The 25898-nt window shown below is 65.3% G+C and carries 24 protein-coding genes; 11 read left to right on the top strand and 13 right to left on the bottom strand.

The features are described 5' to 3' along the window. The first annotated feature begins 6 nt into the window (after positions 1 to 6). The 7 genes from mltB to DMX06_RS13710 all read left to right on the top strand — a co-directional run bounded on the left by mltB (position 7) and on the right by DMX06_RS13710 (position 6502). Positions 7 to 1017: a lytic murein transglycosylase B gene (mltB, locus tag DMX06_RS13740; protein WP_110738047.1), complete on the top strand. Its 1011-nt coding sequence runs from the start codon at positions 7 to 9 to the stop codon at positions 1015 to 1017. Further along, a complete protein-coding gene (locus DMX06_RS13735; protein ID WP_110737934.1) occupies positions 1018 to 2016 on the top strand; it encodes a septal ring lytic transglycosylase RlpA family protein in 999 nt (332 codons plus the stop codon). It abuts the gene before it with no gap. A gap of 273 nt (positions 2017 to 2289) precedes the next feature. Further along, positions 2290 to 3450 carry a D-alanyl-D-alanine carboxypeptidase family protein gene (locus tag DMX06_RS13730; protein ID WP_050707061.1) on the top strand — a complete coding sequence of 387 codons (1161 nt, stop codon included), beginning with the start codon at positions 2290 to 2292 and terminating at the stop codon, positions 3448 to 3450. Positions 3451 to 3523: 73 nt separating this feature from the next. Continuing rightward, positions 3524 to 3799 carry a DUF493 domain-containing protein gene (locus DMX06_RS13725; protein ID WP_011535839.1) on the top strand — a complete coding sequence of 92 codons (276 nt, stop codon included), beginning with the start codon at positions 3524 to 3526 and terminating at the stop codon, positions 3797 to 3799. Then, the gene (lipB, locus tag DMX06_RS13720; protein WP_110737932.1) at positions 3799 to 4446 is read left to right on the top strand and encodes a lipoyl(octanoyl) transferase LipB; all 648 of its coding nucleotides are present in this window, start codon (positions 3799 to 3801) and stop codon (positions 4444 to 4446) included. The genes DMX06_RS13725 and lipB overlap by 1 nt, the downstream gene beginning before the upstream one ends. A gap of 2 nt (positions 4447 to 4448) precedes the next feature. Further along, positions 4449 to 5465, top strand: coding sequence for a lipoyl synthase (gene lipA, locus DMX06_RS13715; protein ID WP_028690392.1), 1017 nt, complete (start codon positions 4449 to 4451; stop codon positions 5463 to 5465). 98 nt (positions 5466 to 5563) lie between these two features. Further along, the gene (locus DMX06_RS13710; RefSeq protein ID WP_110737930.1) at positions 5564 to 6502 is read left to right on the top strand and encodes a S66 peptidase family protein; all 939 of its coding nucleotides are present in this window, start codon (positions 5564 to 5566) and stop codon (positions 6500 to 6502) included. Positions 6503 to 6621: 119 nt separating this feature from the next. Here DMX06_RS13710 and DMX06_RS13700 read toward each other — a convergent pair whose 3' ends face one another. From DMX06_RS13700 to leuS, 5 genes are all read right to left on the bottom strand, one after another. After that, a complete protein-coding gene (locus tag DMX06_RS13700; RefSeq protein ID WP_110737925.1) occupies positions 6622 to 7935 on the bottom strand; it encodes a lytic murein transglycosylase in 1314 nt (437 codons plus the stop codon). A gap of 61 nt (positions 7936 to 7996) precedes the next feature. Further along, positions 7997 to 8161, bottom strand: a complete 165-nt coding sequence (arfA, locus tag DMX06_RS13695) for an alternative ribosome rescue factor ArfA (RefSeq protein ID WP_028690395.1) — start codon at positions 8159 to 8161, stop codon at positions 7997 to 7999. Positions 8162 to 8303: 142 nt separating this feature from the next. Next, positions 8304 to 9341 (bottom strand): DNA polymerase III subunit delta, encoded by a 1038-nt coding sequence (gene holA / locus DMX06_RS13690; protein WP_110737923.1) that lies wholly within the window; start codon positions 9339 to 9341, stop codon positions 8304 to 8306. Between the two features lie 37 nt (positions 9342 to 9378). After that, the gene (locus tag DMX06_RS13685) at positions 9379 to 9984 is read right to left on the bottom strand and encodes an LPS-assembly lipoprotein LptE (protein WP_110737921.1); all 606 of its coding nucleotides are present in this window, start codon (positions 9982 to 9984) and stop codon (positions 9379 to 9381) included. Between the two features lie 62 nt (positions 9985 to 10046). Continuing rightward, a complete protein-coding gene (gene leuS, locus DMX06_RS13680; protein ID WP_110737919.1) occupies positions 10047 to 12653 on the bottom strand; it encodes a leucine--tRNA ligase in 2607 nt (868 codons plus the stop codon). A 240-nt stretch (positions 12654 to 12893) separates the two neighbouring features. Between leuS and DMX06_RS13675 the strand changes: the two genes are divergently transcribed. Both DMX06_RS13675 and DMX06_RS13670 read left to right on the top strand, forming a co-directional pair. Further along, complete coding sequence (locus tag DMX06_RS13675) at positions 12894 to 13208, top strand: hypothetical protein (protein WP_110737917.1); 315 nt, start codon at positions 12894 to 12896, stop codon at positions 13206 to 13208. Positions 13209 to 13334: 126 nt separating this feature from the next. Continuing rightward, entirely contained in the window at positions 13335 to 14096 is a 762-nt protein-coding gene (locus DMX06_RS13670; protein ID WP_110737915.1) for a YdcF family protein, read from the top strand. Positions 14097 to 14245: 149 nt separating this feature from the next. Here DMX06_RS13670 and lnt read toward each other — a convergent pair whose 3' ends face one another. The 8 genes from lnt to DMX06_RS13630 form a co-directional block, all read right to left on the bottom strand. Beyond that, positions 14246 to 15763 (bottom strand): apolipoprotein N-acyltransferase, encoded by a 1518-nt coding sequence (gene lnt / locus DMX06_RS13665; RefSeq protein ID WP_110737913.1) that lies wholly within the window; start codon positions 15761 to 15763, stop codon positions 14246 to 14248. 8 nt (positions 15764 to 15771) lie between these two features. Continuing rightward, positions 15772 to 16611, bottom strand: a complete 840-nt coding sequence (locus tag DMX06_RS13660; protein ID WP_050707049.1) for an HlyC/CorC family transporter — start codon at positions 16609 to 16611, stop codon at positions 15772 to 15774. Between the two features lie 26 nt (positions 16612 to 16637). Further along, entirely contained in the window at positions 16638 to 17111 is a 474-nt protein-coding gene (gene ybeY / locus DMX06_RS13655; RefSeq protein ID WP_110737911.1) for an rRNA maturation RNase YbeY, read from the bottom strand. Next, positions 17104 to 18102 (bottom strand): PhoH family protein, encoded by a 999-nt coding sequence (locus tag DMX06_RS13650; RefSeq protein WP_110737909.1) that lies wholly within the window; start codon positions 18100 to 18102, stop codon positions 17104 to 17106. The genes ybeY and DMX06_RS13650 overlap by 8 nt, the downstream gene beginning before the upstream one ends. A gap of 179 nt (positions 18103 to 18281) precedes the next feature. After that, on the bottom strand, positions 18282 to 18827 hold the full coding sequence (locus tag DMX06_RS13645; RefSeq protein ID WP_110737907.1) for a tetratricopeptide repeat protein: 546 nt from the start codon (positions 18825 to 18827) through the stop codon (positions 18282 to 18284). A 239-nt stretch (positions 18828 to 19066) separates the two neighbouring features. Continuing rightward, complete coding sequence (gene hemL / locus DMX06_RS13640) at positions 19067 to 20350, bottom strand: glutamate-1-semialdehyde 2,1-aminomutase (RefSeq protein WP_110737905.1); 1284 nt, start codon at positions 20348 to 20350, stop codon at positions 19067 to 19069. 17 nt (positions 20351 to 20367) lie between these two features. Beyond that, on the bottom strand, positions 20368 to 20991 hold the full coding sequence (gene thiE / locus DMX06_RS13635) for a thiamine phosphate synthase (protein WP_110737902.1): 624 nt from the start codon (positions 20989 to 20991) through the stop codon (positions 20368 to 20370). Between the two features lie 14 nt (positions 20992 to 21005). Continuing rightward, positions 21006 to 21803, bottom strand: a complete 798-nt coding sequence (locus DMX06_RS13630) for a hydroxymethylpyrimidine/phosphomethylpyrimidine kinase (protein ID WP_110737900.1) — start codon at positions 21801 to 21803, stop codon at positions 21006 to 21008. A gap of 265 nt (positions 21804 to 22068) precedes the next feature. Between DMX06_RS13630 and DMX06_RS13625 the strand changes: the two genes are divergently transcribed. Together DMX06_RS13625 and DMX06_RS13620 are read left to right on the top strand one after the other, a co-directional pair. After that, on the top strand, positions 22069 to 24060 hold the full coding sequence (locus DMX06_RS13625; protein WP_110737898.1) for a sensor histidine kinase: 1992 nt from the start codon (positions 22069 to 22071) through the stop codon (positions 24058 to 24060). A 135-nt stretch (positions 24061 to 24195) separates the two neighbouring features. After that, positions 24196 to 25848 carry an acyl-CoA dehydrogenase family protein gene (locus DMX06_RS13620; protein ID WP_110737896.1) on the top strand — a complete coding sequence of 551 codons (1653 nt, stop codon included), beginning with the start codon at positions 24196 to 24198 and terminating at the stop codon, positions 25846 to 25848. Positions 25849 to 25898: the final 50 nt, after the last annotated feature.

Below are 25898 nucleotides of genomic sequence, written 5' to 3'. Positions count from 1 at the left end.
AATTTCATGCAAGCAGTGCGTGGCTGGGCTGCCCGCCTGGCGCCGTGGTTCGGCGCGATGGGGCTGTTCGGCGCAATCCAGCAGGCCAATGCCGGCGACTACGACGGCTCGTCGCAGGTGGCCGAGTTCGTTGGCGAGATGACCCGCGACTACGGCTTTGCCGGCGAGCAACTGATGGGCGTGTTCGGGGAGGTGCAGCGCAAGCAGGCGATCCTCGACGCGATTTCGCGGCCGGCCGAGCGGGTCAAGCCGTGGAAGGAATACCGGCCGATGTTCATCACCGACGCGCGCATCGCCCGCGGTGTGGACTTCTGGCGCCAGCACGAGGCCGTGCTGGCCCGCGCCGAGCAGGAATACGGCGTGCCGGCGCAGTACATCGTCGCGATCATCGGCGTGGAAACCTTCTTTGGCCGCAACACCGGCAACTATCGGGTCATTGATGCCCTGTCCACGCTCGGTTTCGACTACCCTCCACGGGCCGAATTCTTCCGCAAGGAGCTGCGCGAGTTCCTCCTGCTGGCTCGCGAGGAACAGCTCGATCCACTCACGCTCAAGGGCTCCTACGCTGGTGCCATGGGCCTGCCGCAGTTCATGCCGAGCAGCTTTCGCGCCTATGCCGTGGACTTCGACGGCGACGGCCACATCAATATCTGGAACAACCCGGACGATGCCATCGGCAGTGTCGCCAGCTACTTCAAGCGCCACGGCTGGGTGCCCGGCGAACCTGTGGTCAGCCGCGCCAGTGTGGCTGGCGGGCGGGCCGACGAAGGCCTGACCACCGGCATCGAGCCGACCAGGACAGTCGCGCAGTTGCGGGCGCTGGGCTGGTCGGGTCATGATGCGCTGCGCGATGATCTGCCGGTCACCGCCTTCCGTCTGGAAGGCGCGGATGGCCCCGAGTACTGGATGGGCCTGAAGAACTTCTACGCGATCACTCGCTACAACCGCAGCGTGATGTATGCCATGGCGGTGCATCAGCTTTCGGAACAGCTGGTTCTGGCACGGGGCGTCAAGTAAATGCGCAATCTCTTCTCCGGCAACACCGCAAAACTGCTCACCTGTGTCGCCGTCGGCCTGGTGCTGGCCAGCTGCTCGTCGAGTCGGCCTTCCACCCCGCAGAGCGGCAACACCGTGCGTGCGCAGCCGGGTCTGGATATCAACCGCGCGCACAAGGACGGCGCGCCCTGGTGGGACGTGGACGTCAACAAGATCCCCGACGCCACGCCGACCGTGCACACCGGCAACTACAAGGCCAACCCCTACACTGTGCTGGGCAAGACCTACTACCCGATGCAGGACTCGCGCAATTACCGCGCAGAGGGCACCGCGTCGTGGTATGGCACCAAGTTCCACGGACAAAACACCGCCAACGGCGAGCTGTACGACCTGTACGGCATGAGCGCTGCGCACAAGACCCTGCCGCTGCCGGCCTACGTGCGGGTGACCAACCTGGCCAACGGACGCAGCGTGATCCTGCGGGTCAATGACCGTGGTCCGTTCTACTCCGACCGCATCATCGACCTCTCCTATGCTGCGGCTAAGAAGCTCGGCTACGCCGAGACCGGCACCGCCCATGTGCGCGTCGAAGGCATCGATCCGCAGCAATGGTGGGCCCAGCGTGGCCAGCAGCCGCCGATGATGCTCAAGGAGCCGCAGGTGGCCCAGGCCCAGCCGATTCCGGCGAGCACCGGTCGGGTCGAGCAGTGGACCCCGCCGCCGCAACAGCACGCGGCGCCGGTGGTGCCGGTGCAGGTGGGCGGCAACAACGTACCGAACGCCAGCGGCGGCAGCATCCTGCAGGTGGGCGCGTTCGCCAACCCGGACGCCGCCGAGCTGCTGCGCTCGAAGCTGAGCACCATGGTCAGCGCGCCGGTGTTCATCAGCTCCGTGGTGCGCAACCAGCAAACCTTGCATCGGGTTCGCCTGGGGCCGATCAACAGCCAGGGCGAGATCCAGCAGGCGCAGGACAGCATTCGCTTGGCGAACCTCGGTCAGGCGAAGGTCGTGACCGACTGACGTACGCGTCGGACCTTTCGCGGGTAAACCCGCTCCCACAGGGTTTTGCACAGATCCTGTGGGAGCGGGTTCACCCGCGAAGCAGAGCACACCGATCTGTCGGTTTGTTCATGAATTGCCGGGCAATGACATGTACAATGCCCGCTTTTGCCCGCAGCGGCATTACGTCGCACTGTCGGGCCAGGCCACCGGCCATAAAACTAGACTGACGGGGCGCTGGGCAAATGAACTTGCCCACGGAACATCAGACCATTAGCGATTTACGAGAGACGGATGAACATCACCAACCTTGCCAAACGACTTTGCCTGCCCGTTCTGCTGATGATCATGCCTGCTGCCTTCGCAGCGGAGCAGATGATGCCGGCACCACCGCAACTGGCCGCCAAGTCCTACGTACTCATGGACGCGTCCAGCGGCAACGTGCTGGTCGAGAACAACGGTGACGAGCGCCTGCCGCCGGCCAGCCTGACCAAGCTGATGACCGCCTACATCGCCACCCTGGACATCCGTCGTGGCCAGATCGGCGAGAACGACCCGGTCACCGTCAGCGAGAACGCCTGGCGTACCGGTGGTTCGCGCATGTTCATCAAGGTTGGCAGCCAGGTGACCGTCAGTGACCTGCTGCACGGCATCATCATCCAGTCCGGCAACGACGCCTCGGTCGCCCTGTCCGAGCACATTGCCGGCAGCGAAGACGCCTTCGCCGACATGATGAACAAGACCGCCGCCGACCTGGGTATGGCCAACAGCCACTTCATGAACCCGACCGGCCTGCCGAACCCGGAGCACTACTCCTCGGCCCACGACATGGCCCTGCTGGCACGCGCGATCATCAACGAAGATCCTGCGCACTACGCCATCTACTCGCAGAAAGAGTTCTTCTGGAACAACATCAAGCAGCCGAACCGTAACCTGCTGCTGTGGCGCGACAAGACCGTCGATGGCCTGAAGACCGGCCACACCGACGAAGCCGGCTACTGCATGGTCGCCTCGGCCGTGCGTGACGGCCAGCGCCTGATCGCCGTGGTGTTCGGCACCAACAGCGAGCAGTCCCGCGCCGCCGAGACCCAGAAGCTGCTGACCTACGGTTTCCGCTTCTTCGAAACCCAGACCTTCTACCAGAAAGGTACCGAGCTGACCCAGGCCCAGGTATGGAAAGGCGCGACCAACCAGGTGAAAGCCGGTCTGGCCAACGACCTGACCATGACCATGCCTAAAGGCCAATTGAAACGCCTCCAGGCTTCGATGACCATGAATCCGCAACTGACCGCTCCGATCGCCAAAGGTGACGTGATCGGCAAAGTGGAAGTCAAACTGGACGAGAAAGTGATTCACAGCGCCGACCTCATCGCCCTAGACGGCGTGGAGGAAGCTGGTTTCTTCGGCCGTATGTGGGATAGCATCCGCCTGTTCTTCTACGGTTTGTTCAACTGATACGTGACCTGCACGCCCCCGTGAACCAGGCGGGGGCGATGTTGCTGCCACGGCTTACGAGGCCGTTTCCGCCATGAGCGAAGAAGACGTCAAGTCGCACAAGATCGAATTCCCCTGCGAGGATTACCCGATCAAGGTGATCGGCGACACCGTTGTCGGTTTCCGCGACACCGTGATCGAGATCCTCAGCAAGCACGCCAAGGTCGACCTGTCGACCCTGGCCGAGCGCCAGAGCAAGGAAGGCAAGTACACCACGGTGCAACTGCATATCGTTGCCGAGAGCGAGAACCAGCTGCACGACATCAACAGTGCCCTGCGTGCCACCGGCATCGTGAAAATGGTGCTGTGATGTCCGGCGTGCTCGGTATTCGCGATCTTGGCCTGCAGCCCTATGAGCCGGTGCTGGAGGCCATGCGTCGCTTTACCGAGCAACGCGGCCCGGACAGCCAGGATGAAGTCTGGCTGGTCGAGCACCCGCCGGTCTTCACCCAGGGCCAGGCCGGCAAGGCCGAGCACCTGCTGATCCCGGGGGAAATCCCGGTAGTGCAGACCGATCGCGGCGGCCAGGTCACCTACCACGGCCCCGGCCAGCTGGTGGCCTACCTGCTGCTGGATGTGCGGCGCCTGAGCATCGGCGTGCGCGAGCTGGTCAGCCGCATCGAGCAGGCGCTCATCGATCTGCTCGCCAGCTACGGCGTGCAGGCGGTGGCCAAGCCCGATGCCCCGGGCGTCTACGTCGATGGCGCGAAGATCGCGTCCCTTGGCCTTCGAATCCGCAACGGTCGTTCCTTCCACGGCCTTGCCCTGAACGTGGACATGGACCTTGCGCCATTCCGCCGAATCAACCCCTGTGGGTATGCGGGGCTGGCCATGACCCAGCTGCGCGACCTGGCAGGCCCGATCGAACTCATTGAGGTCAGGACAAGGCTGCGCGGACAGCTGGTCAGGCACCTCGACTATGCTGAGCAGACGACCCTCACGGGCGGAATCGACTGATTATGACAACTGTGCAAGAAGCCGTGCCGAACCTGATCCCCACGCAAGACGTGACCCCGCGCCCTGCGCCGAAGAAAGTCGAGGCCGGCGTGAAGCTGCGCGGCGCCGAGAAGGTGGCGCGCATCCCGGTGAAGATCATCCCCACCGAAGAACTGCCGAAAAAGCCCGACTGGATTCGCGTGCGCATCCCGGTTTCGCCGGAAGTCGACCGCATCAAGCAACTGCTGCGCAAGCACAAGCTGCACAGCGTGTGCGAAGAGGCCTCCTGCCCGAACCTGGGCGAGTGCTTCTCCGGCGGCACCGCGACCTTCATGATCATGGGCGACATCTGCACCCGTCGCTGCCCGTTCTGCGACGTTGGCCATGGTCGTCCGAAGCCACTGGACCTGGACGAGCCGAAGAACCTGGCCATCGCCATCGCCGACCTGCGCCTGAAGTACGTGGTGATCACCTCGGTGGACCGCGACGACCTGCGTGACGGCGGTGCCCAGCACTTCGCCGACTGCATCCGCGAAATCCGCGCGCTGTCGCCGGGCGTCCAGCTGGAAACCCTGGTGCCGGACTACCGTGGGCGCATGGACGTGGCGCTGGAAATCACCGCGCAGACCCCGCCGGACGTGTTCAACCACAACCTCGAGACCGTGCCGCGCCTGTACAAGGCCGCGCGTCCGGGCTCGGACTACGACTGGTCGCTGGACCTGCTGCAGAAGTTCAAGCAGATGGTCCCGCACGTGCCGACCAAGTCCGGCTTGATGCTGGGCCTGGGCGAGACCGACGACGAGGTGATCGAGGTCATGCACCGCATGCGCGAGCACGACATCGACATGCTGACCCTCGGCCAGTACCTGCAGCCGTCGCGCAACCACCTGCCGGTACAGCGCTTCGTGCACCCGGACACCTTCGCCTGGTTCGCCGAGGAAGGTTACAAGATGGGCTTCAAGAACGTCGCCTCCGGCCCGCTGGTGCGTTCGTCGTACCACGCCGACCAGCAGGCCCACGAAGCCAAGATCAAGCTCTGAGCCGGGCTTGAGCGGGACATGCCGATGCGCGCCGGAAGGCGGCATCGGCATTTTTTTGAGCTACAAGTTTCAAGCGACAAGCTGCAAGGAGTGGCGCGATGAATTGCCTGGAAACTGCCGAGTACCTGTTGCCCAAGGCCCTGCCTGACAACGCCCGTTTCGCCATCATCGCCCCGGCCGGCCCGGCGCGGCTGGATACCGACAAGGCCCGCCAGTGGTTCGAAGACCGTGGCCAGCAGTGCCGCATCTACCCTGGGGTGCTGCAGGCGGACGGTTACCTTGCCGGCAGCGACGAGCAACGCCTGCGTGACCTGCACGATGCGTTCTGCTCCCCGGACATCGACGCCATCCTGTGCATGCGCGGCGGTTACGGCAGCATGCGCCTGCTGGACCGCATCGACTTCGAACTGATCCGTCGCCATCCCAAGCCGCTGGTGGGTTACAGCGACATCACCGCCCTGCATTCGGTGCTCAACCGACATGCCGGGATGCTGGCCTTCCATGGCGGGATGCTCAATGCCGACCTGCTGGGGGGCAAGCTCGAGCCCACCGTCGGCTCACTGTTCGGGCAACTGCGGGGACGGTTGGGGGCGGGCGATGCGATCAATCATCCTGCGGGGTTTGCGCTCAGCAGCGTGGTGCCCGGGGTTGCCAGCGGGCGTCTGGTCGGTGGCAACCTGTCGCTGCTCGGCACCACGCTGGGGACATTGGCGGAAGTCGATACCAAAGACAGCATCCTGTTCATCGAGGACGTCAACGAGCCGCTCTACCGTGTCGACCGCCTGCTGACCCAGCTGCGCCTGGCCGGCAAGCTGAAAGGGGTGCGAGGGGTGCTGGTGGGGGACTTTGCCGGGATCACGGTGGCGGCGATGACGCCACTGCTGCTGGACATCTTCGGCCCGCTCGGGGTGCCGGTGCTGGCAGGGTGGCGCAGTGGGCACTGTGATCCGAATGTGTGCTTGCCGTTGGGGGCAAGTGTGCGACTGGATGCCGAAGAGCAGAGTCTGGTGCTGTTGCAGGATCTGTTCAGGGTTTGAGATCGCCGGGGCTGCTTTGCAGCCCTTTCGCGGCACGAGGCCGCTCCTACAGGGGATCGCAATCTCCTGTAGGCGCGGCCTCGTGCCGCGAAAGGGGCGCAAAGCGCCCCCTGCGTTCTCTAGCGGCGCAGGCTATCAAGCAGCTTGTGGGTCGGATAACCATCCGCCGGCCAGCCCTGCGCCTGCTGCGCATTACGGATCGCCTTGCGGGTATTGGCGCCGATGATTCCATCCGGATTGCCTGCCTCATGCCCGTTGGCATTAAGCAAGGTCTGCAGCTCGATTCGTTCGCTGCGGCTAAGCGGCAGGTCCTCTTTCGGCCAGTTGCCGGCAATGAACCCCCACCCGTAGAAACGATCTCCCAGCAGGCTGACGGCCAGCGCGTAGGACGACGAGTTGTTGTACTTGAGAATGGCTCGGAAGTTGTCCAGCACCAGGAACGCCGGCCCACGGGCGCCCGCAGGCAGCAGCAGGGCGGCGGACAGCTGGCTGCTGCCGGCGGGCAGCGTGGTACCGGCAGGCAGTTTCACGCCCAGTTGCAGCCACTCGCTGACACTCTTGCGCTGGCTGCCATCGGCCAGCCAGTAGTCGAAGCCGGCAGGCACCTGCACCTCGAAGCCCCAGGGTTGGCCACGTTTCCAGCCGGACGCCTGCAGGTAGTGCGCGGTGGACGCCAGGGCGTCGGCGGTGCTGTTCCAGATGTCACGGCGGCCGTCACCGTCGAAGTCCACCGCGTGGGTAAGGTAGGTGGTCGGGATGAACTGGGTCTGCCCCATGGCGCCGGCCCAGGAGCCGCGCATCGCGTCGGGCTGGATATCGCCGTTCTGCAGGATCTGCAGGGCGGCGATCAACTGGTCCTGGGCGAACTGAGGACGGCGGCCCTCATAAGCCAGGGTGGCCAGTGAGCGGATCACCGACTTGCTGCCCTGGAACTGGCCGAAGTTGCTTTCCATGCCCCATACCGAGACCAGGACCTGGCGATCGACACCGTAGCGCTGCTCGATGCGGGACAGCAGCTCGGCGTTCTGCTCGAGCAGCTTCTTGCCGTTGCGCACGCGCAGCGGCGACAGGGCGCCGTCCAGGTACTCCCAGACCGGGCGAGTGAACTCGGGTTGGCTGCGGTCGGCCTTGATCACGTCCATGTCCGGGGTGACGCCGAGGAAGGCGCGGTCGAACAGGCTGGCACTGATACCGGCTTGCAGGGCTTGCTGGCGGAAACCGGCCTGCCATTGGGCGAAGGTCTGCAGGGGCTGGATTTCACCGTTGGCCTCGGGCGCGGTGCCGGGCAGGGTGACGACGGGAGCGGGCTGGGCGGGCGCCAGCGGCAGGGCGTCGGCGGCGGTGGGTTTCTCGGCGCAGGCGACGAGCAGGATGAAGCTTGTGGCCGCGATCAGCTGGCGGGGTTGCCAGCGGAGAGTGAGACGAGAGGGCATGCACGGATCCAGAATTGCAGGTCAGGTGCCGACCATACCATGCCTGCGCATTTCATGCCTTTCATGCCGCCATAAAGCAGGAAGCCTCCCAATCTCTCGATTGGAAGGCTTCGCGGCGGTAGCTGCCTTTGCCTTTTTCCGGTCGTTCCTGGCGGCAGCGGAACAGCGGTTGGGCGACGATGGACTTGGCCTTGTTGGGGCCGTGCTTTTTCGGCTTTTTGCTCATGGTGGATTCCCGGACTGGGTGGATGGCGGGCGCACTTTAGGCCTGTAGCGCTACGTGAGCCAATTGATTGTGTTTATGGTGGCGGGCCTCATCGCGGGTCAAGCCCACTCTTACGGTGCCTTTGGGAGCCCCGCGATGCGTTTTACTCGGCAGGCAGTGCCAATCGCTGTCCGGCCATCAGCAGCGACAAGCGCGCCAGGCTGGTCCAGGGCGAGCCCTCGGCCTGTCCCTTGATCTGCGCATCGATACGCTGGGCATCCTGCAGCAGCATGGCCCAGCGCTGCGCAGAGAGGCGCTGCAAGGCCTTGCTCACCAACGGACGGCGCTTGTCCCACACCGGCGGACGTGCCTGGCTGAACGCCTTGTCCAGTGGCACCCCCTGGCTGAACTGCTGGGCGAGCCCCGCCAACAGGCGCAACTCGCGGGCCAGCGCCCAGAGAATCACCGGTGGCTCGACGCCTTCGCCGCGCAACCCCTCGAGCATGCGCAGGGCGTGGGCCGCCTCGCCGTTGAGAATGGCGTCAACCAGACCGAAGACATCAAAGCGGGCGCTGTCGGCGACGGCGGCCTGGACGGTCTCCACGGTGATCTGGTTGCCCTCGGCCAGCAGCTTGAGCTTCTCGATCTCCTGGGCGGCGGCCAGCAGGTTGCCCTCGACCCGGGCGGCGATCAGGTCGACGGCGTCGCGCTGGGCCGACAGGCCGGCCTGGGACAGGCGCTGGTTGATCCACTGCGGCAACTGCTGGGCGTCCACTGGCCAGATCTGGATGAACTGGCAGTGCGCACCTTCGATCAGGGCCTTGCCCCACTTGGTCTTCTGCGCGCTGCCATCGAGCTTGGGCAGACTGATCAGCAGTAGCGTGTCCTCGGCGGGGTTGGCGCAGTACTCCATCAGCGCGGCGGCGCCCTTGTCGCCGGGCTTGCCCGAGGGCAGGCGCAGTTCCAGCAGGCGACGCTGGGCGAACAGCGACAGGCTGGCACCGGCCAGCAGCAGGTTGCCCCAGTCGAAGTTGGCGTCGGCGCTGAATACCTGGCGTTCGTCGTAACCTTGCTGGCGCGCGGCACCGCGGATGGCGTCGGCGGCTTCCTGGCACAGCAGCGGATCGTCGCCGCTGACGATGTAGACCGGCGCCAGCTGGCCTTGCAGGTGCTTGTTGAGTTGGGCGGGAGCGAGCTTCATGGGGAAAGGCGGGGCACCTCAGGTGCCCCGTTCAGGCTCAGGGAGCCGGGACTTCCAGCGGCGATTGCTGGGGCGTCTCGTCCTGGATGCGCTGGGCTTCCTGTTGGGCGCGGGCCTCGGCCTTGGCGCGCTCGTCAGCCTTGCGCTGCAGGTGATCCAGGTGTGCCGGGGTCAGCTGCTGCAGTCGGGCCATCATGCTTTGTACAAGATCGCGACGCATTTCCTCGCGAACCTGGTTTGCTTCCTGGCCGGAGCCGTTGACGTTGTTGCCGTTGTAGACGTAGTACTTCTGTACTTGCAGCTTGTCTTCCAGCAACTGGCTGTCGTTCTGGCCTTCGATCGCATAGTTCAGCACGGTGGTCAGTTCGTACTCGGCCGAACGGTTGCCGCCGCTGTAGGTGGCGGCGCGCTGGGTTTCCTGCTCGTTGGTCAGCACCAGTTTGTACGGTGCGCCGGCATAGACCTTCACACCGCTGCTTTCCAGGGCGCGGCGCAGTTGCATGACGGTGGTGCCGTACTGGTTGCGCGCGCCAAGGTCCAGTTCCTTGATGCTCAGCTCGTTGGTGCCGGTGCCGCGCAGCTGGAAACCGCAGGCGCTGAGCAGGACAGCCAGGCCCATTACCAGCAGATTGCGTTTGATCATGTGTGTTGCTCCCTCGTGGACCGATTACGCCCGCCTGCAGAGTGTGCAGGCGGGCGTTGCCATCAGTTGGCGACGATGTTGACCAGTTTGCCCGGTACGACGATGACCTTGCGGATGGTCAGGCCGTCGGTGAAGCGCAGGACGTTCTCGTTGTTGCGGGCGGCGGCTTCGATTTCCTCGCGGCTGGCGGCGGCCGGCATCTCGACCTGGCCACGCAGCTTGCCGTTGACCTGCACCACCAGCGTCACGGTGTCCTGCACCAGGGCGCTTTCGTCGACCGTCGGCCAGGCCGCGTCGATTGCCGCCTGGTCGTGGCCCAGCGCCTTCCACAGTTCGTGGGAGATGTGCGGGGTGATCGGTGCCAGCAGCAGGGTGACGGCCTCGAGGCCCTCCTGCAGCAGTGCGCGGTCCTGGGCGGTGGCCTGTGGCGCTTTCTCCAGCACGTTCATCACGGTCATCACCTGGGCGATCGCGGTGTTGAACTTGTGGAACTGGCCCACGTCGGTGCTGGCCTGCTTGATGGCGGCGTGGATGGCGCGGCGGATGACCTTCTGCTCGTCGCTCAGGGCGGCGATGTCCAGCTGGCCCGGCAGGCCCTGGGCCACATGGGCCTGGGCCAGGCGCCAGACACGGCGCAGGAAGCGGCTGGCACCCTCGACGCCGGAGTCGGACCACTCCAGGCTCATGTCGGGTGGCGAAGCGAACATCATGAACAGGCGGCAGGTGTCGGCACCGTAGGCTTCGATCATCGACTGCGGGTCGACACCATTGTTCTTCGATTTCGACATCTTCTCGGTGCCACCGATTTCCACCGGCAGGCCGTCGGTCTTCAGGCGTGCGCCGATGATCTTGGCCTTGGCGTCACGCTCGATCTCGACATCGGCCGGGTTGAACCAGTCCTTGCCGCCGTTGCTGGCGACACGGTAGTAGGTTTCGGCGACCACCATGCCCTGGGTCAGCAGGTTCTTGAACGGCTCGTTCGAGGTTACCAGGCCTTCGTCACGCATCAGCTTGTGGAAGAAGCGCGCGTACAGCAGGTGCAGGATCGCGTGTTCGATACCGCCGATGTACTGGTCCACTGGCAGCCAGTGGTTGGCGGCTTTCGGATCGACCAGGCCCTTGTCGTAATTCGGCGAGGCATAGCGGGCGAAGTACCAGGACGATTCGACGAAGGTGTCCATGGTGTCGGTTTCGCGCTTGGCCGCAGTGCCGCATTTCGGGCAGGTGCACTCATAGAACTCGGGCATGCGCGCCAGTGGCGAACCGGCGCCGTCCGGCACCACGTTCTCCGGCAGGGTGACTGGCAGCTGGTCTTCCGGCACCGGTACGTCGCCGCAGGACGGGCAGTGGATGATCGGGATCGGGCAGCCCCAGTAGCGCTGGCGGCTGATACCCCAGTCGCGCAGGCGGAACTGGGTGCGCGACTTGCCCAGGTCCTTGCGGATCAGTGCGGCTTCGATGGCGTCGAAGGCGCCCTGGAAGTCCAGGTCGTCAAACTCGCCGGAGTTGATCAGCTGGCCGTGCTCGCCGTAGGCGGCCAGCCACTCGCTGCCGACTTCGTCGCCGACGCTGGTGCGCACCACCGCCTTGACCGGCAGGTTGTACTTGTGGGCGAACTCGAAGTCGCGCTCGTCGTGGGCCGGCACGGCCATGACCGCGCCATCGCCGTAGTGCATCAGCACGTAGTTGGCGACCCATACCGGCAGTTTCTCGCCGGTCAGCGGGTGCTCGACGCACAGGGAAGTGGCCATGCCCTTCTTCTCCTGCGTGGCCATGTCGGCCTCGGCAACGCTGCCGCTCTTGCACTCGTCGATGAACGCCTGCAGCGCCGGGTTGCCCTGGGCGGCCTGGGTGGCCAGCGGGTGCTCGGCGGCGACGGCGACGTAGGTCGCGCCCATCAGGGTGTCCGGACGGGTGGTGAAGACCTTCAGGGTGCCCGGGTGACCGATGCTCGCCTGGTCGTACGGGAACTGTACTTCCATGCCGCGCGACTTGCCGATCCAGTTGCGCTGCATGGTCTTGACCTGCTCAGGCCAGCCCGGCAGCTCGTCGAGGCTTTCCAGCAGCTCGTCGGCGTAGTCGGTGATGCGGAAGTAGTACATCGGGATTTCGCGCTTTTCGATCAGCGCGCCCGAACGCCAGCCACGGCCGTCGATGACCTGCTCGTTGGCCAGTACGGTCTGGTCCGCCGGGTCCCAGTTCACGGTACCGTTCTTGCGGTAGATGATGCCTTTCTCGAACAGGCGGGTGAACAGCCACTGCTCCCAGCGGTAGTAGTCCGGCTTGCAGGTGGTGACTTCACGCGACCAGTCGATGGCCAGGCCCAGGCTCTTGAGCTGGGTCTTCATGTAGTCGATGTTCTCGTAGGTCCACTTGGCCGGAGCGACGTTGTTCTTCATCGCGGCGTTTTCCGCCGGCATGCCGAAAGCGTCCCAGCCCATCGGCTGCAGGACGTTCTTGCCCAGCATGCGCTGGTAGCGGGCGATCACGTCACCGATGGTGTAGTTGCGCACGTGGCCCATGTGTAGCTTGCCGCTCGGGTACGGGAACATCGATAGGCAGTAGTACGTGTCTTTGCCTGGCTGTTCGGTGACAGCGAACGATTGTTGCTCGTCCCAGGCATTCTGGGCGGCGGCTTCTACATCACGGGGCGTGTATTGTTCGTGCATGGCTACTTTGTATTGAGAGGAATAAGAGACATGTTCCAGGCAGCTCGACCTCGCTGCGTCCGGCACTCCGGGATCTTATGAGAGTGAACGCCGTAGCATACATGAGCGCCGCGCGTCGTGGGAAACCCTGATTGCATCGCCCGTCGCGCGGGCCGTTGGTCGCAGCGCCCTGCCGCTTTTGCGAGTGACGCTAAGCTCATCTGTGGGGGGAGATATTCTTACCTTCAATGAGGTGAACGGATGGGAGAGTCGCAACTAACCGCAAACAAGCCGGAGCTTTACGAACGCCTGATCGACCGCCTGGGCCTGGCATTGGAAGTGGCCAGGACCTCTGTGCGATTGCGCGACGAGATGCCTGCCGAACTGGAGCTGCGTGGCCTGAGCCATGCCGAGTTCGAGGTCATCAAGGCCTACCTGGAATCCCTTCCGGAGGGCCGTTTTGCCAGTGCCGGTGCCTACCCGCAACCGGAGCCGTCCTCGGCCAGGATTGTCTGGCTCAAGGACCGCAAGCGCTCCGGCGCCCCAGCCAGCTCCAGGACGTTGCCGTCCCGATAGCCGTTCAGGGTTGCAGGCGCGGATCGACGCGCCGGTTTTTCGCAATGCACGCATCGATCGGCGCCGGTTGCCCTTGAGGCCCGGTGCCGATCCTCTTAGGCTGCACGCCTTCCCTGGAGGTGTGTGATGCCGCTGCGCTTTTTCATCAAACAATGGCTGATGCCGCCCGGCATCCTGTTCCTGCTGCTGCTGGCCGCCTGGTGGTGGCGCCGTCGCCGGCCGCGCCTGGCTGCGGTCTGCTTTGCCCTGGGGTTGGGAGGGTTGTGGCTGATGAGCCTGCCAGTGGTGGTGCAACAGGGGGCTCAGGCGCTGGAAACCGAACCCGCGCTGATGATGGACGCCTGGACGGCGCTGGCGAGCAGGGCTGACGCCATTGTCATCCTGGGCGCTGGAAGGGATCGGGGCGATCCGGCTTGGGAAAGCGCGGACCAGCCGAGTTATGCCGCCTTTGAACGCATTCGTTATGCGGCTCAACTGGCCAAGGCCTCGGGTTTGCCGGTGCTGACCAGTGGCGGTTTGCACTATGGCACACCGCCCAGCGAGGCTCAGCTGATGGCTGATCGCATGCAGGCCGATTTCGGGGTGAAGGTCACCTGGAAGGAGGAAGCCAGCCGTACCACCTGGGAAAACGCCGAGTTCAGCGCCAAGGTGTTGCAGCCACTGGGTATCAGGCGTGTGGTGGTGGTGACCCAGGCCTGGCACATGCAGCGTTCGCGCTGGAGCTTCGAGCGGGCTGGGTTCGAGGTGGTGTCGGCGCCGGTGGGCTTCCTGGGGCGCGATCATGCGCGGCCGTTCGCGGGGTTGCTGCCGGAAAGCCGAGCCATGTGGCAGAGCGGGCAGTTGCTGAATGAGGCGGTAGGGTTGCTGGGGTATCGGTTGTTCTACTGATGCCAAGCGCACGCGGCCCCCTGTAGGAGCGGCCTTGTGTCGCGAAAGGGCCGCAAAGCGGCCCCAGGGTTTCAGCGTTGACGCAAAGATCGCCGGGGCCGCTTCGCGGCCCTTTCGCGACACAAGGCCGCTCCTACAGGGGGCGTCGGTCAGACGGTCTTGGCGATACGCCCGGCCAGCAGCGCCCAGCCCAGCAACAATGCGCAGACAATTGCCAACGGCCACGAGCGCCATTGCAGGTAAGGCGTCAGCTGCTGCATCGGCACCACCTCGCCGTACAGCACGGCCCGCTGGAACTGCGGGATCTGCGCGGTGATCCTGCCGAACGGATCGATCAGCGCCGTCACGCCGTTGTTGGTGGCGCGGATCATCCAGCGACCGGCCTCCAGGGCGCGCATCTGGGCCATCTGCAGGTGCTGCAGCGGGCCGATCGAGGTGCCGAACCAGGTGTCGTTGCTGATGGTCAGCAGCAGGTCGCTGCGCGCGGCAAGGCTTGCGGCGAACTCGGGGTAGACCACTTCGTAGCAGATGTACGGTGCCACCTGGTAACCCTTGGCCTGCAGCAGGGGCTGGTCCTCGGGGCCGCGGGCGAAGTCCGACATCGGCAGGTTGAAGAACTCGATCAGGCCGCGCAGCATGTCCTGCAGCGGCACGTACTCGCCGAACGGCACCAGCTTCTGCTTGAGATAGGTGCCGTCGCCTTCGCCGGCCACGGTGATGCCGTTGTAGTAGCGGCGCTGGTGGTGGACCATCTGCCGCACCGGTACCCCGGTGATCAGCGCCGAGTGCCGTTCGGCGGCAAAGGTGCCCATCATGTCGATGTAGCCCTGGGCCTGGTCCTTGAGCACCGGCACGGCGGTTTCCGGCCAGACCAGCAGGTCGACGGGTTTCGAGCTGAAGCTCATGTCGCGGTACAGCGCCAGTTGCGCATTGACGTGCGCCGGATCCCATTTCAGGTCCTGTTCGACATTGCCCTGCAAGGCGGCGACCTTCAGCGGATCGCCCGCCGGCTGGGTCCAGGCATGATCCTTGAGGGCCAGGCCGAGGATCCACGGCGCCAACAGCAACACCGCGCCAACGGCCAGGAACGAACGGCGTTCACGCAGGCGGTACAGGTTGCACAGCAAGGCGGCGCTCAAGGCCAGGACGAAGGACACCAGCCAGACGCCGCCCAGCGGGGCGAGTCCGGCGAGTGGGCCGTCGAGCTGGCTGTAGCCGGCATACAGCCAGGGGAAACCAGTGAGGAACCAGCCGCGGAAGGCCTCCTGCAGCAACCACAAGGCGGCGAAACACAGGGCATCGGCCAGTGGCGCCTCGTCGCGGCGTAGCCAGCGCGCCCATAGCCAGGCGGGCAAGGCGAAGAAGAACGCCAGGCAGGCGAAGAACGCCAGCAGCAGGGCGATCGCCAGCAGCGGCGAGGCGCCGCCGTAGGTGTTCATGCTGACGTAGATCCACCAGGTGCCGGCGCCGTAGAGGCCGAAGCCGAAGCACCAGCCGCGGCCCAGGGCCTGGCGCGGCGTCAGTTCGCGCAGGCCGGCGTAGAACAGGGCGATGGACAGGATGGCCAGCGGCCAGACGTCGAACGGCGCCAGGGCCAGGAGGGTGGAAGCGCCGGCCGCCATGGCCAGCAGGTTACCGGGCCAGCCGGGGCGGGTGATCCAGCGCATTTTCGTCCTTAACGGTTGATCGGGGTTAGGCGCAGCAAATGTATCCGCCGGCTGTCGGCGTTGAGAATACGGAAGCGGTAGCCACCGATCTCGGTGGTTTCGTTGCGCTTGGGCAGATGGCCGAACGCGCTCATCACCAGGCCGCCGACGGTGTCGAACTCGTCATCGGAGAATTCGCTGTCGAAGAACCCGTTGAAGTTCTCGATCGGGGTCAGCGCCTTGACCAGGAAGTCGCCGCTGGGCAGCGGCTTGATGTAGCTGTCTTCCTCGACATCGTGCTCGTCCTCGATATCGCCGACGATCTGCTCGAGCACGTCCTCGATGGTTACCAGGCCCGCCACGCCGCCGTACTCGTCGATGACGATGGCCATGTGGTTGTGGTTGGCGCGGAACTCGCGCAGCAGCACGTTCAGGCGCTTGGACTCCGGCACGAAGGTGGCCGGGCGCAGCAGGTCCTTGATGTTGAAGCTGTCGCCGTTCTCCTTGAGGATCAGCGGCAGCAGGTCCTTGGCGAGCAGGATGCCGAGCACATCGTCATGGCTCTCGCCGATCACCGGGTAGCGCGAGTGCGCGGCGTCGATCACCGCCGGCAGGAATTCACGCGGCGACTGGCTGGCCTTGATGCTGATCATCTGCGAGCGCGGCACCATGATGTCGCGCACTTGCAGGTCAGCGACCTGGATGGCGCCTTCGACGATGGTCAGCGCTTCGCTGTCGAGCAGCTTGTTCTGATGGGCTTCGCGCAGCAGCTCGAGGAGCTCCTGGCGGTTTTTCGGCTCATGGGCAAAAGCCTGGGTCAGTTTACCCAGCCAGGACTTCTGCCCGTTGCTCGATCGGTCTTCGCTCATGGCGGTTACTCGTGATCCTTGCAGTATCAGTGTGTGATTGATTCGGTTTCGTCGTCGGCGTACGGGTCCGGATGACCCAGTTCCGCCAGCAATGTTCGTTCCAGCGCTTCCATCTCCTCGGCCTCATCGTCCTCGATGTGGTCGTAGCCGAGCAGGTGCAGGCAGCCGTGGATGACCAGGTGCGCCCAGTGTGCCTCGAGGGCCTTGCCTTGTTCGGCGGCCTCGCGCTCGACCACCGGCACGCAGATCACCAGGTCGCCCAGCAGCGGGATGTCGAGCAGCTCGTCGGGCACGTCGGCCGGGAATGACAGCACGTTGGTGGCGTAATCCTTGTGCCGGAAGGTGTGGTTCAGCTCGCGGCCTTCGGCTTCGTCGACCAGGCGAATGGTCATTTCCGAGTCGGCGGTGCGCTGGCGCAGGGCAAGCTCGCACCAGCGGCGGAAGGCGGCGTCATCGGGGGCAGCGGCGTCCGTGGCCCGTTGCAGGTCGAGTTCAAGCATCTTTGCCGGGTGCCTCGGGCTTGGCCTGACGGGCGTCGAAGCGGTCGTAGGCCTCGACGATGCGCTGCACCAGCGGGTGGCGCACCACATCCTTGGGCTGGAAATGGGTGAAGCTGATACCTGGGACGTCCTTGAGCACCTCGATCACATGGGCCAGCCCCGACTTGGTGCCGCGTGGCAGGTCGACCTGGGTGATGTCGCCGGTGATCACCGCGGTCGAGCCGAAGCCGATGCGGGTGAGGAACATCTTCATCTGCTCGAGGGTGGTGTTCTGGCTCTCGTCGAGGATGATGAAGCTGTTGTTCAGGGTGCGGCCGCGCATGTAGGCCAGTGGCGCGATCTCGATCACCTGGCGTTCGATGAGCTTGGCCACATGTTCAAAGCCGAGCATCTCGTAGAGCGCGTCGTACAGTGGGCGCAGGTAAGGGTCGATCTTCTGGGCGAGGTCGCCGGGCAGGAAACCGAGCTTTTCGCCGGCCTCGACCGCCGGGCGCACCAGCAGGATGCGGCGCACCTGTTCGCGCTCCAGCGCATCGACCGCGCAGGCCACGGCCAGGTAGGTCTTGCCGGTACCGGCCGGGCCGATGCCGAAGTTGATGTCGTTGGCCAGGATTTCCTTGACGTAGCGCTGCTGGTTGGCGCCGCGCGGGCGGATGTTGCCCTTGCGTGTGCGCAGTGAGACGCTGACTTCGTTGACCGCCGGGTTCTCGAGGGTCTCGACTGTCGATTCCTGGAGATAGAGATGGACCGTTTCCGGCGACAGGTCGGTGGCCTTGGCCTCGCGATAGAGACGGCGCAGCAACTGTTCGGCGGCGGAGGTGGTCTTGGGTTCGCCGATCAGTTCGAACTGGTTGCCGCGGTTGCGGATCTCGATGGCCAGGCGTTGTTCGATCAGGCGCAGGTGCTCGTCGAACTGGCCGCACAGGTTGGCGAAACGATGGGCCTCGAAGGGCTCGAGGATGAAACGATGGGGTTGTATGGGTGCGTTCAAGGTCGTTTTTAGCCGCTCGACGGCAATGAATGTGAACTCAAGAATAACCCTTGAGTGGCAGTGGCGAAAGCACTGAAACGATCAAGGGTCGGTGCGACGCTTCCGATCCGCGTGTCGATCATGGCAGGGCAAGTTGACGAAACGATGATGCCGGTGGGCCGCGCAGGGTCCGGGGCGGCTCAGGGCAGGGGCGAGAAGGGCGTGCGGCCTTCGGCGTTCTGCAGTTCCAGCAGGTACTTGCGGAAGATCTGGCCGAGCACCTGGGTGGCGTGCTCGAGCTCGTCGCGGGGCATCTGCTCGGTGACTTCGTCGGCCATGTCCAGGGCGTCTTCGGCACCGTTGACCGCGGCGATCTTGAGCAGAATGTAGGCCTGCACGTTATTGGCCTTGACCCCTTCGCCATGGAAAAACATCGAGCCCAGGCGGTACTGGGCCTGGCCCTGGCCCTGCAGCGAAGCCTTTTCGAACCATTTGAGCGCCTTGTCGAGATGGCGCGGCGTGCCGCTGTAATAGAACTCGCCCAGCTCGTACTGCGCTTCGGCATCCCCGGATTGCGCCGTCTGCTCGCAGGCCTTCAGTGCGTTCGGCAGGTCTTCGGGCGCGGTATCGAGCGTGCAGCGGCCCGTCGTTGGAATCAGCAACGAGTTACCGCCCTCCGCCAGGGCCAGCAGGGGCTGAAGAAGCAACAGGCAGCCCAGGGTCAGGGCGCGGCCGGTGCGGTTCATGGGGATCGACTTACCTCTGCAAAGCTACGGCCAATGTCTCTGGTGGCACATTATGGGATAAGCAGCGCCTACCTTACAAAGTTTTACTCGAATTTCTACAACACGGTGAGCAGTGCAAGGGTGTGACAGGGTTAACGCTTTGCTCATTTGTCGCCTTTGGCGGCCTCATCGCGGGGCAAGCCCGCTCCCACGCATGCCGTTATGGCGTGGAAGCGGGCTTGCCCCGCGATGGAACACCCTTACTTCAGCTTGGCGAACGCCCGCTCGGCTGCATCCAGGGTGATCTGCAGTTCCTTGTCGCCATGGGCGATGGAGGTGAAGCCCGCTTCGAAGGCGCTTGGCGCCAGGTACACGCCGCCGTCGAGCATCAGGTGGAAGAAGCGCTTGAAGCGCTCGGCGTCGCTGGCCATCACGTCGTCGAAGGTGACGATGTCGTCGGCGCCGCTGAAGTACAGGCCGAACATGGCCCCCGCCTGGGTGGTGACGAACGGGATGCCGGCAGCATCGGCGCGCTGTTGCAGGCCATCGAGCATACGGCTGGTGAAGGCGCTCAGCTCGTCATGGAAACCCGGGCGGCTGATCAGCTTCAGGGTGGTCAGGCCCGCGGCCATCGCCAGCGGGTTGCCCGACAGGGTACCGGCCTGGTAGACCGGGCCCAGCGGGGCGATGCAGCCCATGATTTCGCGTTTGCCGCCGAAGCAGCCGACCGGCATGCCGCCGCCGACGATCTTGCCGAAGGTCGACAGGTCCGGGGTGATGCCGTAGTGGCCCTGGGCGCCGCCCAGCGACACACGGAAGCCGGTCATCACCTCATCGAAGATCAGCACCACGCCATGCTTGTCGCACAGCGCGCGCAGGCCTTCGAGGAAGCCCGGCGCCGGCGGTACGCAGTTCATGTTGCCGGCCACTGGCTCGACGATGATGCAGGCGACGGTCTGGCCGACGTCCGCCAGGGTTTTCTCGACGGCGGCGATGTCGTTGAACGGCAGGGTCAGGGTGTGCTTGGCGAAGTCCGCCGGCACCCCGGCCGAGCTCGGCACGCCTTGGGTCAGCAGGCCGGAGCCGGCCTTGACCAGCAGGCTGTCGGAGTGACCGTGGTAGCAGCCCTCGAACTTGATGATGGCGTCGCGGCCGGTGTAGCCACGGGCCAGGCGGATGGCGCTCATGGTCGCCTCGGTGCCGGAGCTGACCATGCGCACCATCTCCATCGACGGCACGATCGAGCAGACCAGGTCGGCCATCTCGGTTTCCATGGCGGTCGGCGCACCGTAGGACAGGCCGTGCTCGAGCTGCCGGCGCACGGCATCCAGCACGTCGGGGTGGCCGTGGCCGAGAATCATCGGGCCCCAGGAACCGACATAGTCGACGTAGCGCTTGTCGTCCTCGTCGATGACGTAGGCGCCTTCGGCGTGCTTGAAGAACAGCGGGGTGCCGCCGACGCTCTTGAAGGCGCGCACCGGCGAGTTGACGCCGCCGGGGATGTGTTTCTGGGCTTGGGCGAACAGGGCTTCGGAACGGGACATGGAGTCTTCTCTCGAAATCAGGAAACGAACAGGGCGTTGAAGGCGCGGGCGCGGCGGGTGACTTCCTGCGCGCTGTCGGCACCGAACAGGCCGTGGATCACCGCCAGCAGGTCGGCGCCATGGGCGACCAGCGGGGCGGCGTTGTCGAGGGTGATGCCGCCGATCACGGCGATCGGCAGCTTGACCTGGGCGCGGGCCTGTTCCAGCAGTTCGACGCTGGCAGCGGGCGCGCCCGGTTTGGTGACGGAATTGAAGAAGCGACCGAAGGCGACATAGGTGGCACCCTCGCTGGCGGCCTGTTGCGCGAGTTCGAGGCTGGCGTGGCAGGTCGAGCCGATGATCGCCTGGCGGCCGAGCAGGGCGCGGGCCGGGGTGAGCGGGCCGTCGGTCTGCCCCAGGTGCACGCCGACACCCAGGCGCGCGGCCAGTTCGGCGTCGTCGTTGATGATCAACTGGGTGCCGTAGCGTTCGCAGAGCTTCGTCAGCTCCTCGGCTTCGCGCAGGCGACGTCCGGCGTCGTCGCTCTTGTCGCGGTACTGCAGCAGGCAGACACCGCCTTCAAGTGCTGCCTCGACATGGCTCAGGAAACGGCCAGCAAGCAGCTGGCTGTCAGTGATGGCATACAGACCGCGGAGCGTCATCGGATGGCCTCGAGTCAGGAACAGAAATCCAGGGGCAGGCGGCGCGGCACGTACTGGCCCTTGCCCAGTTGCTCGGCGTCGCGCAGGGTCCGCCAGGTGTAGTCCAGGGCGCTGCGCACGGCGCTGCTCAAATCTTCACCCAGGGCCAGCCGGCCGGCCAGGGCACTGGCCAGGGTGCAGCCCGAGCCGTGGTAGCTGCCCGGCAGGCGCTGGCAGATCCAGGTGTGCTGCTGGCCGTCGCGGCTGTACAGGCGGTTGTGGATTTCCACCTCGTCGCCGTGACCGCCGGTGATCAGCAGGTGTCTACAGAATGGCAGCAGCTTCTCGGCACATTCGTCTGCAGTACCTTCTGGCAGTTCCGCCAGGATACGTGCCTCCGGCAGGTTCGGCGTGGCAATGGTGGCCAGCGGCAGCAGGCGTTCGCGCAGCGAGTAGCCGACCTCGTCCTTGCCCAGGCGACCGCCGCCGCCGGCGCGCAGCACCGGGTCGCAGACCAGTGGCAAGTGCGGATGGGCGGCGAGCAGTTCGGCGACGGTGTCGACCATCTCGATCGAGCCGAGCATGCCCAGCTTCACCGCAGCCACCGTGGAGTCGGCCAGCACGGCGTTGGCCTGGGCCAGGACCCACTCGCGGTCGAGCACGCGGAAGTCGGAAACGTTGACGGTATCCTGCACGGTCAGGGCGGTCACGGCGGGCGCGGCGTGACAGCCCTGGGCGATCAGGGCTTCGATATCTGCCTGCAGCCCGGCGCCACCACTGGGGTCGTGGCCGGAGAGACAGAGGACAACGGGGCGGGAGCTGTAGGTATTCATGGTCGGCGAGCTTATCACCAAACCTTTTTCTGCGGTTCGCCCGCGGCGAGAGAATTGCTGATCAAGTGGTCAGGTTGGCCTGGTTGTATATTCTGAAACATGCATTCTAGAGCCTCTGAATGAAAATTCTAGGTGGCTGCTGGCCAGTGCTAGAGGCTATGCTAGAGTGCTCGGATAACTCGATAAATGGGTTCTGCCGGATCACGTCGTCTCAAAGGGATGGGAGGCAACCGCGACGCGACCGCACAGGCCATGCTGGGGCTGTATGCGCTATTTGCTGATTGTGCTTCTGGGCTGCTTGCCCATGCTGGCCGGAGCGGTCGAATTCGACGACGCCACCGGGCGCCTGCCGCTGGGCCGCCATATGCAGGTCTATGAAGACCAGGACGGCAGCGCCAGCATTGCCCAGGTCAGCTCTGCGGCGTTCGCCGGGCGCTTCCAGGCACATCAGGACGAAGTGCTCAATGCGGGCTACTCCACCTCGGTGTTCTGGCTGCGGGTCGATCTCGCCTATGCCGCCGCCCCTTCGGCCGCGCCACGTCAGTGGCTGCTGGAACTCGCCTACCCGCCACTGGATCACCTGGAACTCTACCTGCCGGACGCGCAGGGCACCTATCGCCTGGCCCGGCGCACCGGTGACGCGCTGCCCTATGCCAGCCGGGAGATCCGCCAGAACAACTACCTGTTCGAGTTGCCGCTGCAGCCCGGCCAGGCGACCACCGCCTACCTGCGTCTGCATAGCCAGGGCTCGATCCAGGCACCGCTGACATTGTGGTCGGCCGAGGCCTACCTGGAAGACCAGCCCACCCGGCTTTATGTGCTGGGCATGATCTACGGCGTGCTGCTGGTGATGCTGGTGTACAACCTGTTCATCTACCTCAGCGTGCGTGATGTCAGTTACCTGTACTACATCCTTTATATCGCTTCGTTCGGTCTCTACCAGGTGTCGGTCAACGGCGCTGGCATTGCCTATTTCTGGCCGGACAGCCCATGGTGGGCCAACGCCGCCACCCCGTTGTTCATCGGTGCCGCCGGGCTGTTCGGCTGCCAGTTCGCCCGCCACTTCCTGCAACTTGGCAGCCTCAGCCGGGGCTTCGACCGCCTGCTCAAGGGCTTGATGGCCGGCGGCGCGCTGGTCATGGTGCTGGCGGTGACCCTGCGCTACGGTGTGGCGCTGCGCATGGCCACGGTGCTAGCGCTGCTGTTCACCGTCAGTATCTTCAGCGCCGGGCTCTATGCCTGGTGGCACGGATTGCGCGTGGCACGCTGGTTCATCATCGCCTGGACCGCCTTCCTCGCTGGCGGATTGGTCAACACGCTGATGGTGCTGGGCTACCTGCCCAACGTGTTCATCACCATGTACGCCAGCCAGCTCGGCTCGGCACTTGAGGTGGCGTTGCTGTCGCTGGCCCTGGCCGACCGCATCAACAGCCTGCGTGAGCAGCAGGCACAGACCCTGCGCGAGACCGGGCGCACCCTGGAGCAACTTAACTTGCAACTGGCGCGCAGCAACCGGCTCAAGGACGAGTTCCTGGCCACCGTGACCCATGAGTTGCGCACGCCGATGAACGGCGTGATCGGTTCGCTGGAGCTGCTGCACACCCTGCCCATGAGCGCCGAGCAGGCCCAGTACCATCGCACTGCCACAGGGTCGGCCCAGGACATGATGGCGATGGTCGACGACATCCTTATCCTCACCGAGCTGCAGGCCGGGCGCCTGCGCAACCAGGGCATGGCGTTCAGCCTGCGACGCCTGCTCCAGGAACTGCGGGCCGGTTATGCCAGCCAGGCGCTGGCCAAGGGCCTGTACCTGAGCCTGGACATCCCCGCCGACTTGCCCGACAGCCTGGTCGGCGATGCGCAGAAGCTCGCCCGCTGCCTGGCCTGCCTGGTGGACAACGGGCTGAAGTTCACCCATCAGGGGGGCGTCACCGTGCAGGCCCGTGGCCGGCGTACCGGGCCGGACAGCCTGGTCCTGAGCCTCACGGTCAGTGACAGCGGCATCGGCTTCGACGATCTGGACCAGGCGGTGCTGTACCAGCGTTTCTTCCAGATGGACGGTTCGATGACCCGGCGCTACGGCGGGCTGGGCATCGGCCTGTCGATCTGCCGGCAACTGGGCGAGTTGATCGGCGCGCAACTGTCCCATGAGTCGACGCCGGGGCTGGGCAGCCGCTTCGAGCTGACCCTGGCCCTTGCGGTGGCGCAGGTGCAGGTACCACCGGCGCGTGTCGCATCAGGCCTGGAGCGCTTTTGACGGACCCTTCGCAGCGGGCTTGCCCCGCGATCAGGGCGCGAAGCGCCCCCATGTAGTCCGTTTTGTCACTTTGACTCGAGGGCCTGCGGTGCTTCACTGGGTTATCCAGGCATGAACGGATCCAGGAGGCCGCCAATGAACCTGCACCAGTTCGCTGAAACCCACGAAGTCACCAACCAACCGCCGTCCCTGGACGGCGCCAACCTGTATCGCCTCGACCAGCCCCTGCAGGAGTGGTCGCGGCGCTTCGGCGCCGGCTGGGCCGAGTCGCGGATCGACGCCTATGGTGCCCTGGCCGGCGGTCCGTTGATGGCCGCAGGTTTTCTCGCCAATGCCCACAAGCCCGAATTCAACAGCCATGACCGCTATGGCCACCGCATCGATCTGGTGGAGTTCCACCCCGCCTATCACCAGCTGATGCGTACCGCCGTCGAGCACGGCCTGCCCTCGCTGCCCTGGGCCGAGCCGCGGGACGGTGCCCATGTGGCACGGGCCTCGATGACCTATCTGCACAGCCAGGCCGAAGCCGGTACCGGCTGCCCGCTGACCATGACCTTCGCCGCTGTGCCGGCCCTGCGGTTGCAACCTGAGCTTGCTGGCTACTGGCTGCCGAAGGTCCTGGCCCGCGAATATGACCCGCGCAACGTCGGCGACCGGCACAAGGCCGGTGTCACCATCGGCATGGCCATGACCGAGAAACAGGGCGGCACCGACGTGCGCGCCAATACCACCCGCGCCTACCCGGTCGGCACCCCTGGCCCGGGCCAGCCCTATGAGCTGGTGGGCCACAAGTGGTTCTGTTCGGCGCCCATGTGCGACGCCTTTCTCACCCTGGCCCAGACCGACAAGGGCCTGAGCTGCTTCCTGCTGCCGCGCCACCGGCCCGACGACAACCGCAACCAGTTCTACATCCAGCGCCTGAAGAACAAGCTGGGCAACTGTTCAAACGCCTCCAGCGAGGTGGAGTTCCGCGGAGCCCTGGCCTGGATGATCGGCGAGGAGGGGCGCGGCGTGCCGACCATCATCGAGATGGTGGCCATGACCCGTTTCGACTGCATGGTCGGTTCCAGCGCCCTGATGCGCCAGGCCCTGACCCAGGCCGCGCACCACTGCGCCCACCGCAAGGTTGGCGGGCGCGTGCTGGCCGAGCAGCCGCTGATGCAGAACGTGCTCGCCGACCTGGCCTTGGAGAGCGAGGCCGCCCTGGCCCTGAGCCTGCGTATGGGCCAGGCCCTGGACCGCCTCGACGACCCGCAGCAGGCGCACTTCGCCCGCCTGGTCACGGCCGTGGGCAAGTACTGGATCTGCAAGCGTGCCCCCGGGATGATCAACGAGGCCGCCGAGTGCCTGGGCGGCGCCGGCTATGTCGAGGACAGCATCCTGCCGAGGTTGTACCGCGAGGCGCCGGTCAACTCGACCTGGGAGGGCTCGGGCAACGTGCAGTGCCTGGATGTGCTGCGGGCCTTGTCGAAGGAGCCGGGCGTGCTCGAGGCGCTGTTCAGCGAGCTGGGGGATGGCCATGGCGACCCGCGGCTGGCGGCGTTCATCGGCAACCTCAAGGGCGCCTTCGCCGATACCGGCGATATCCAGTACCGCGCCCGGCAACTGACCGAGGATATCGCCGTGGCGCTGCAGGCCAAGCTGTTGCTCGAGGCAGGTAACGCCACGGTGAGCGATGCGTTCATCGGCAGCCGCCTGGGCGGCGGCGGGCGGGTGTATGGCGCGTTGCCGCGCGGCGTGGATGTCGAGGCGCTGGTGGCCAGGGCCACGCCGGTGTGGGCCGGGTAACGCCCTCGTGGGGGTGTATTTGCCCTGCAACGCAGGCAAGATGGCTGTCA

It is taken from the genome of Pseudomonas mosselii (genome assembly GCF_003205295.1).
Classification (GTDB): Bacteria; Pseudomonadota; Gammaproteobacteria; order Pseudomonadales; family Pseudomonadaceae; genus Aquipseudomonas; species Aquipseudomonas mosselii_B.
This window is presented reverse-complemented; position numbering and strand designations above follow the sequence as displayed.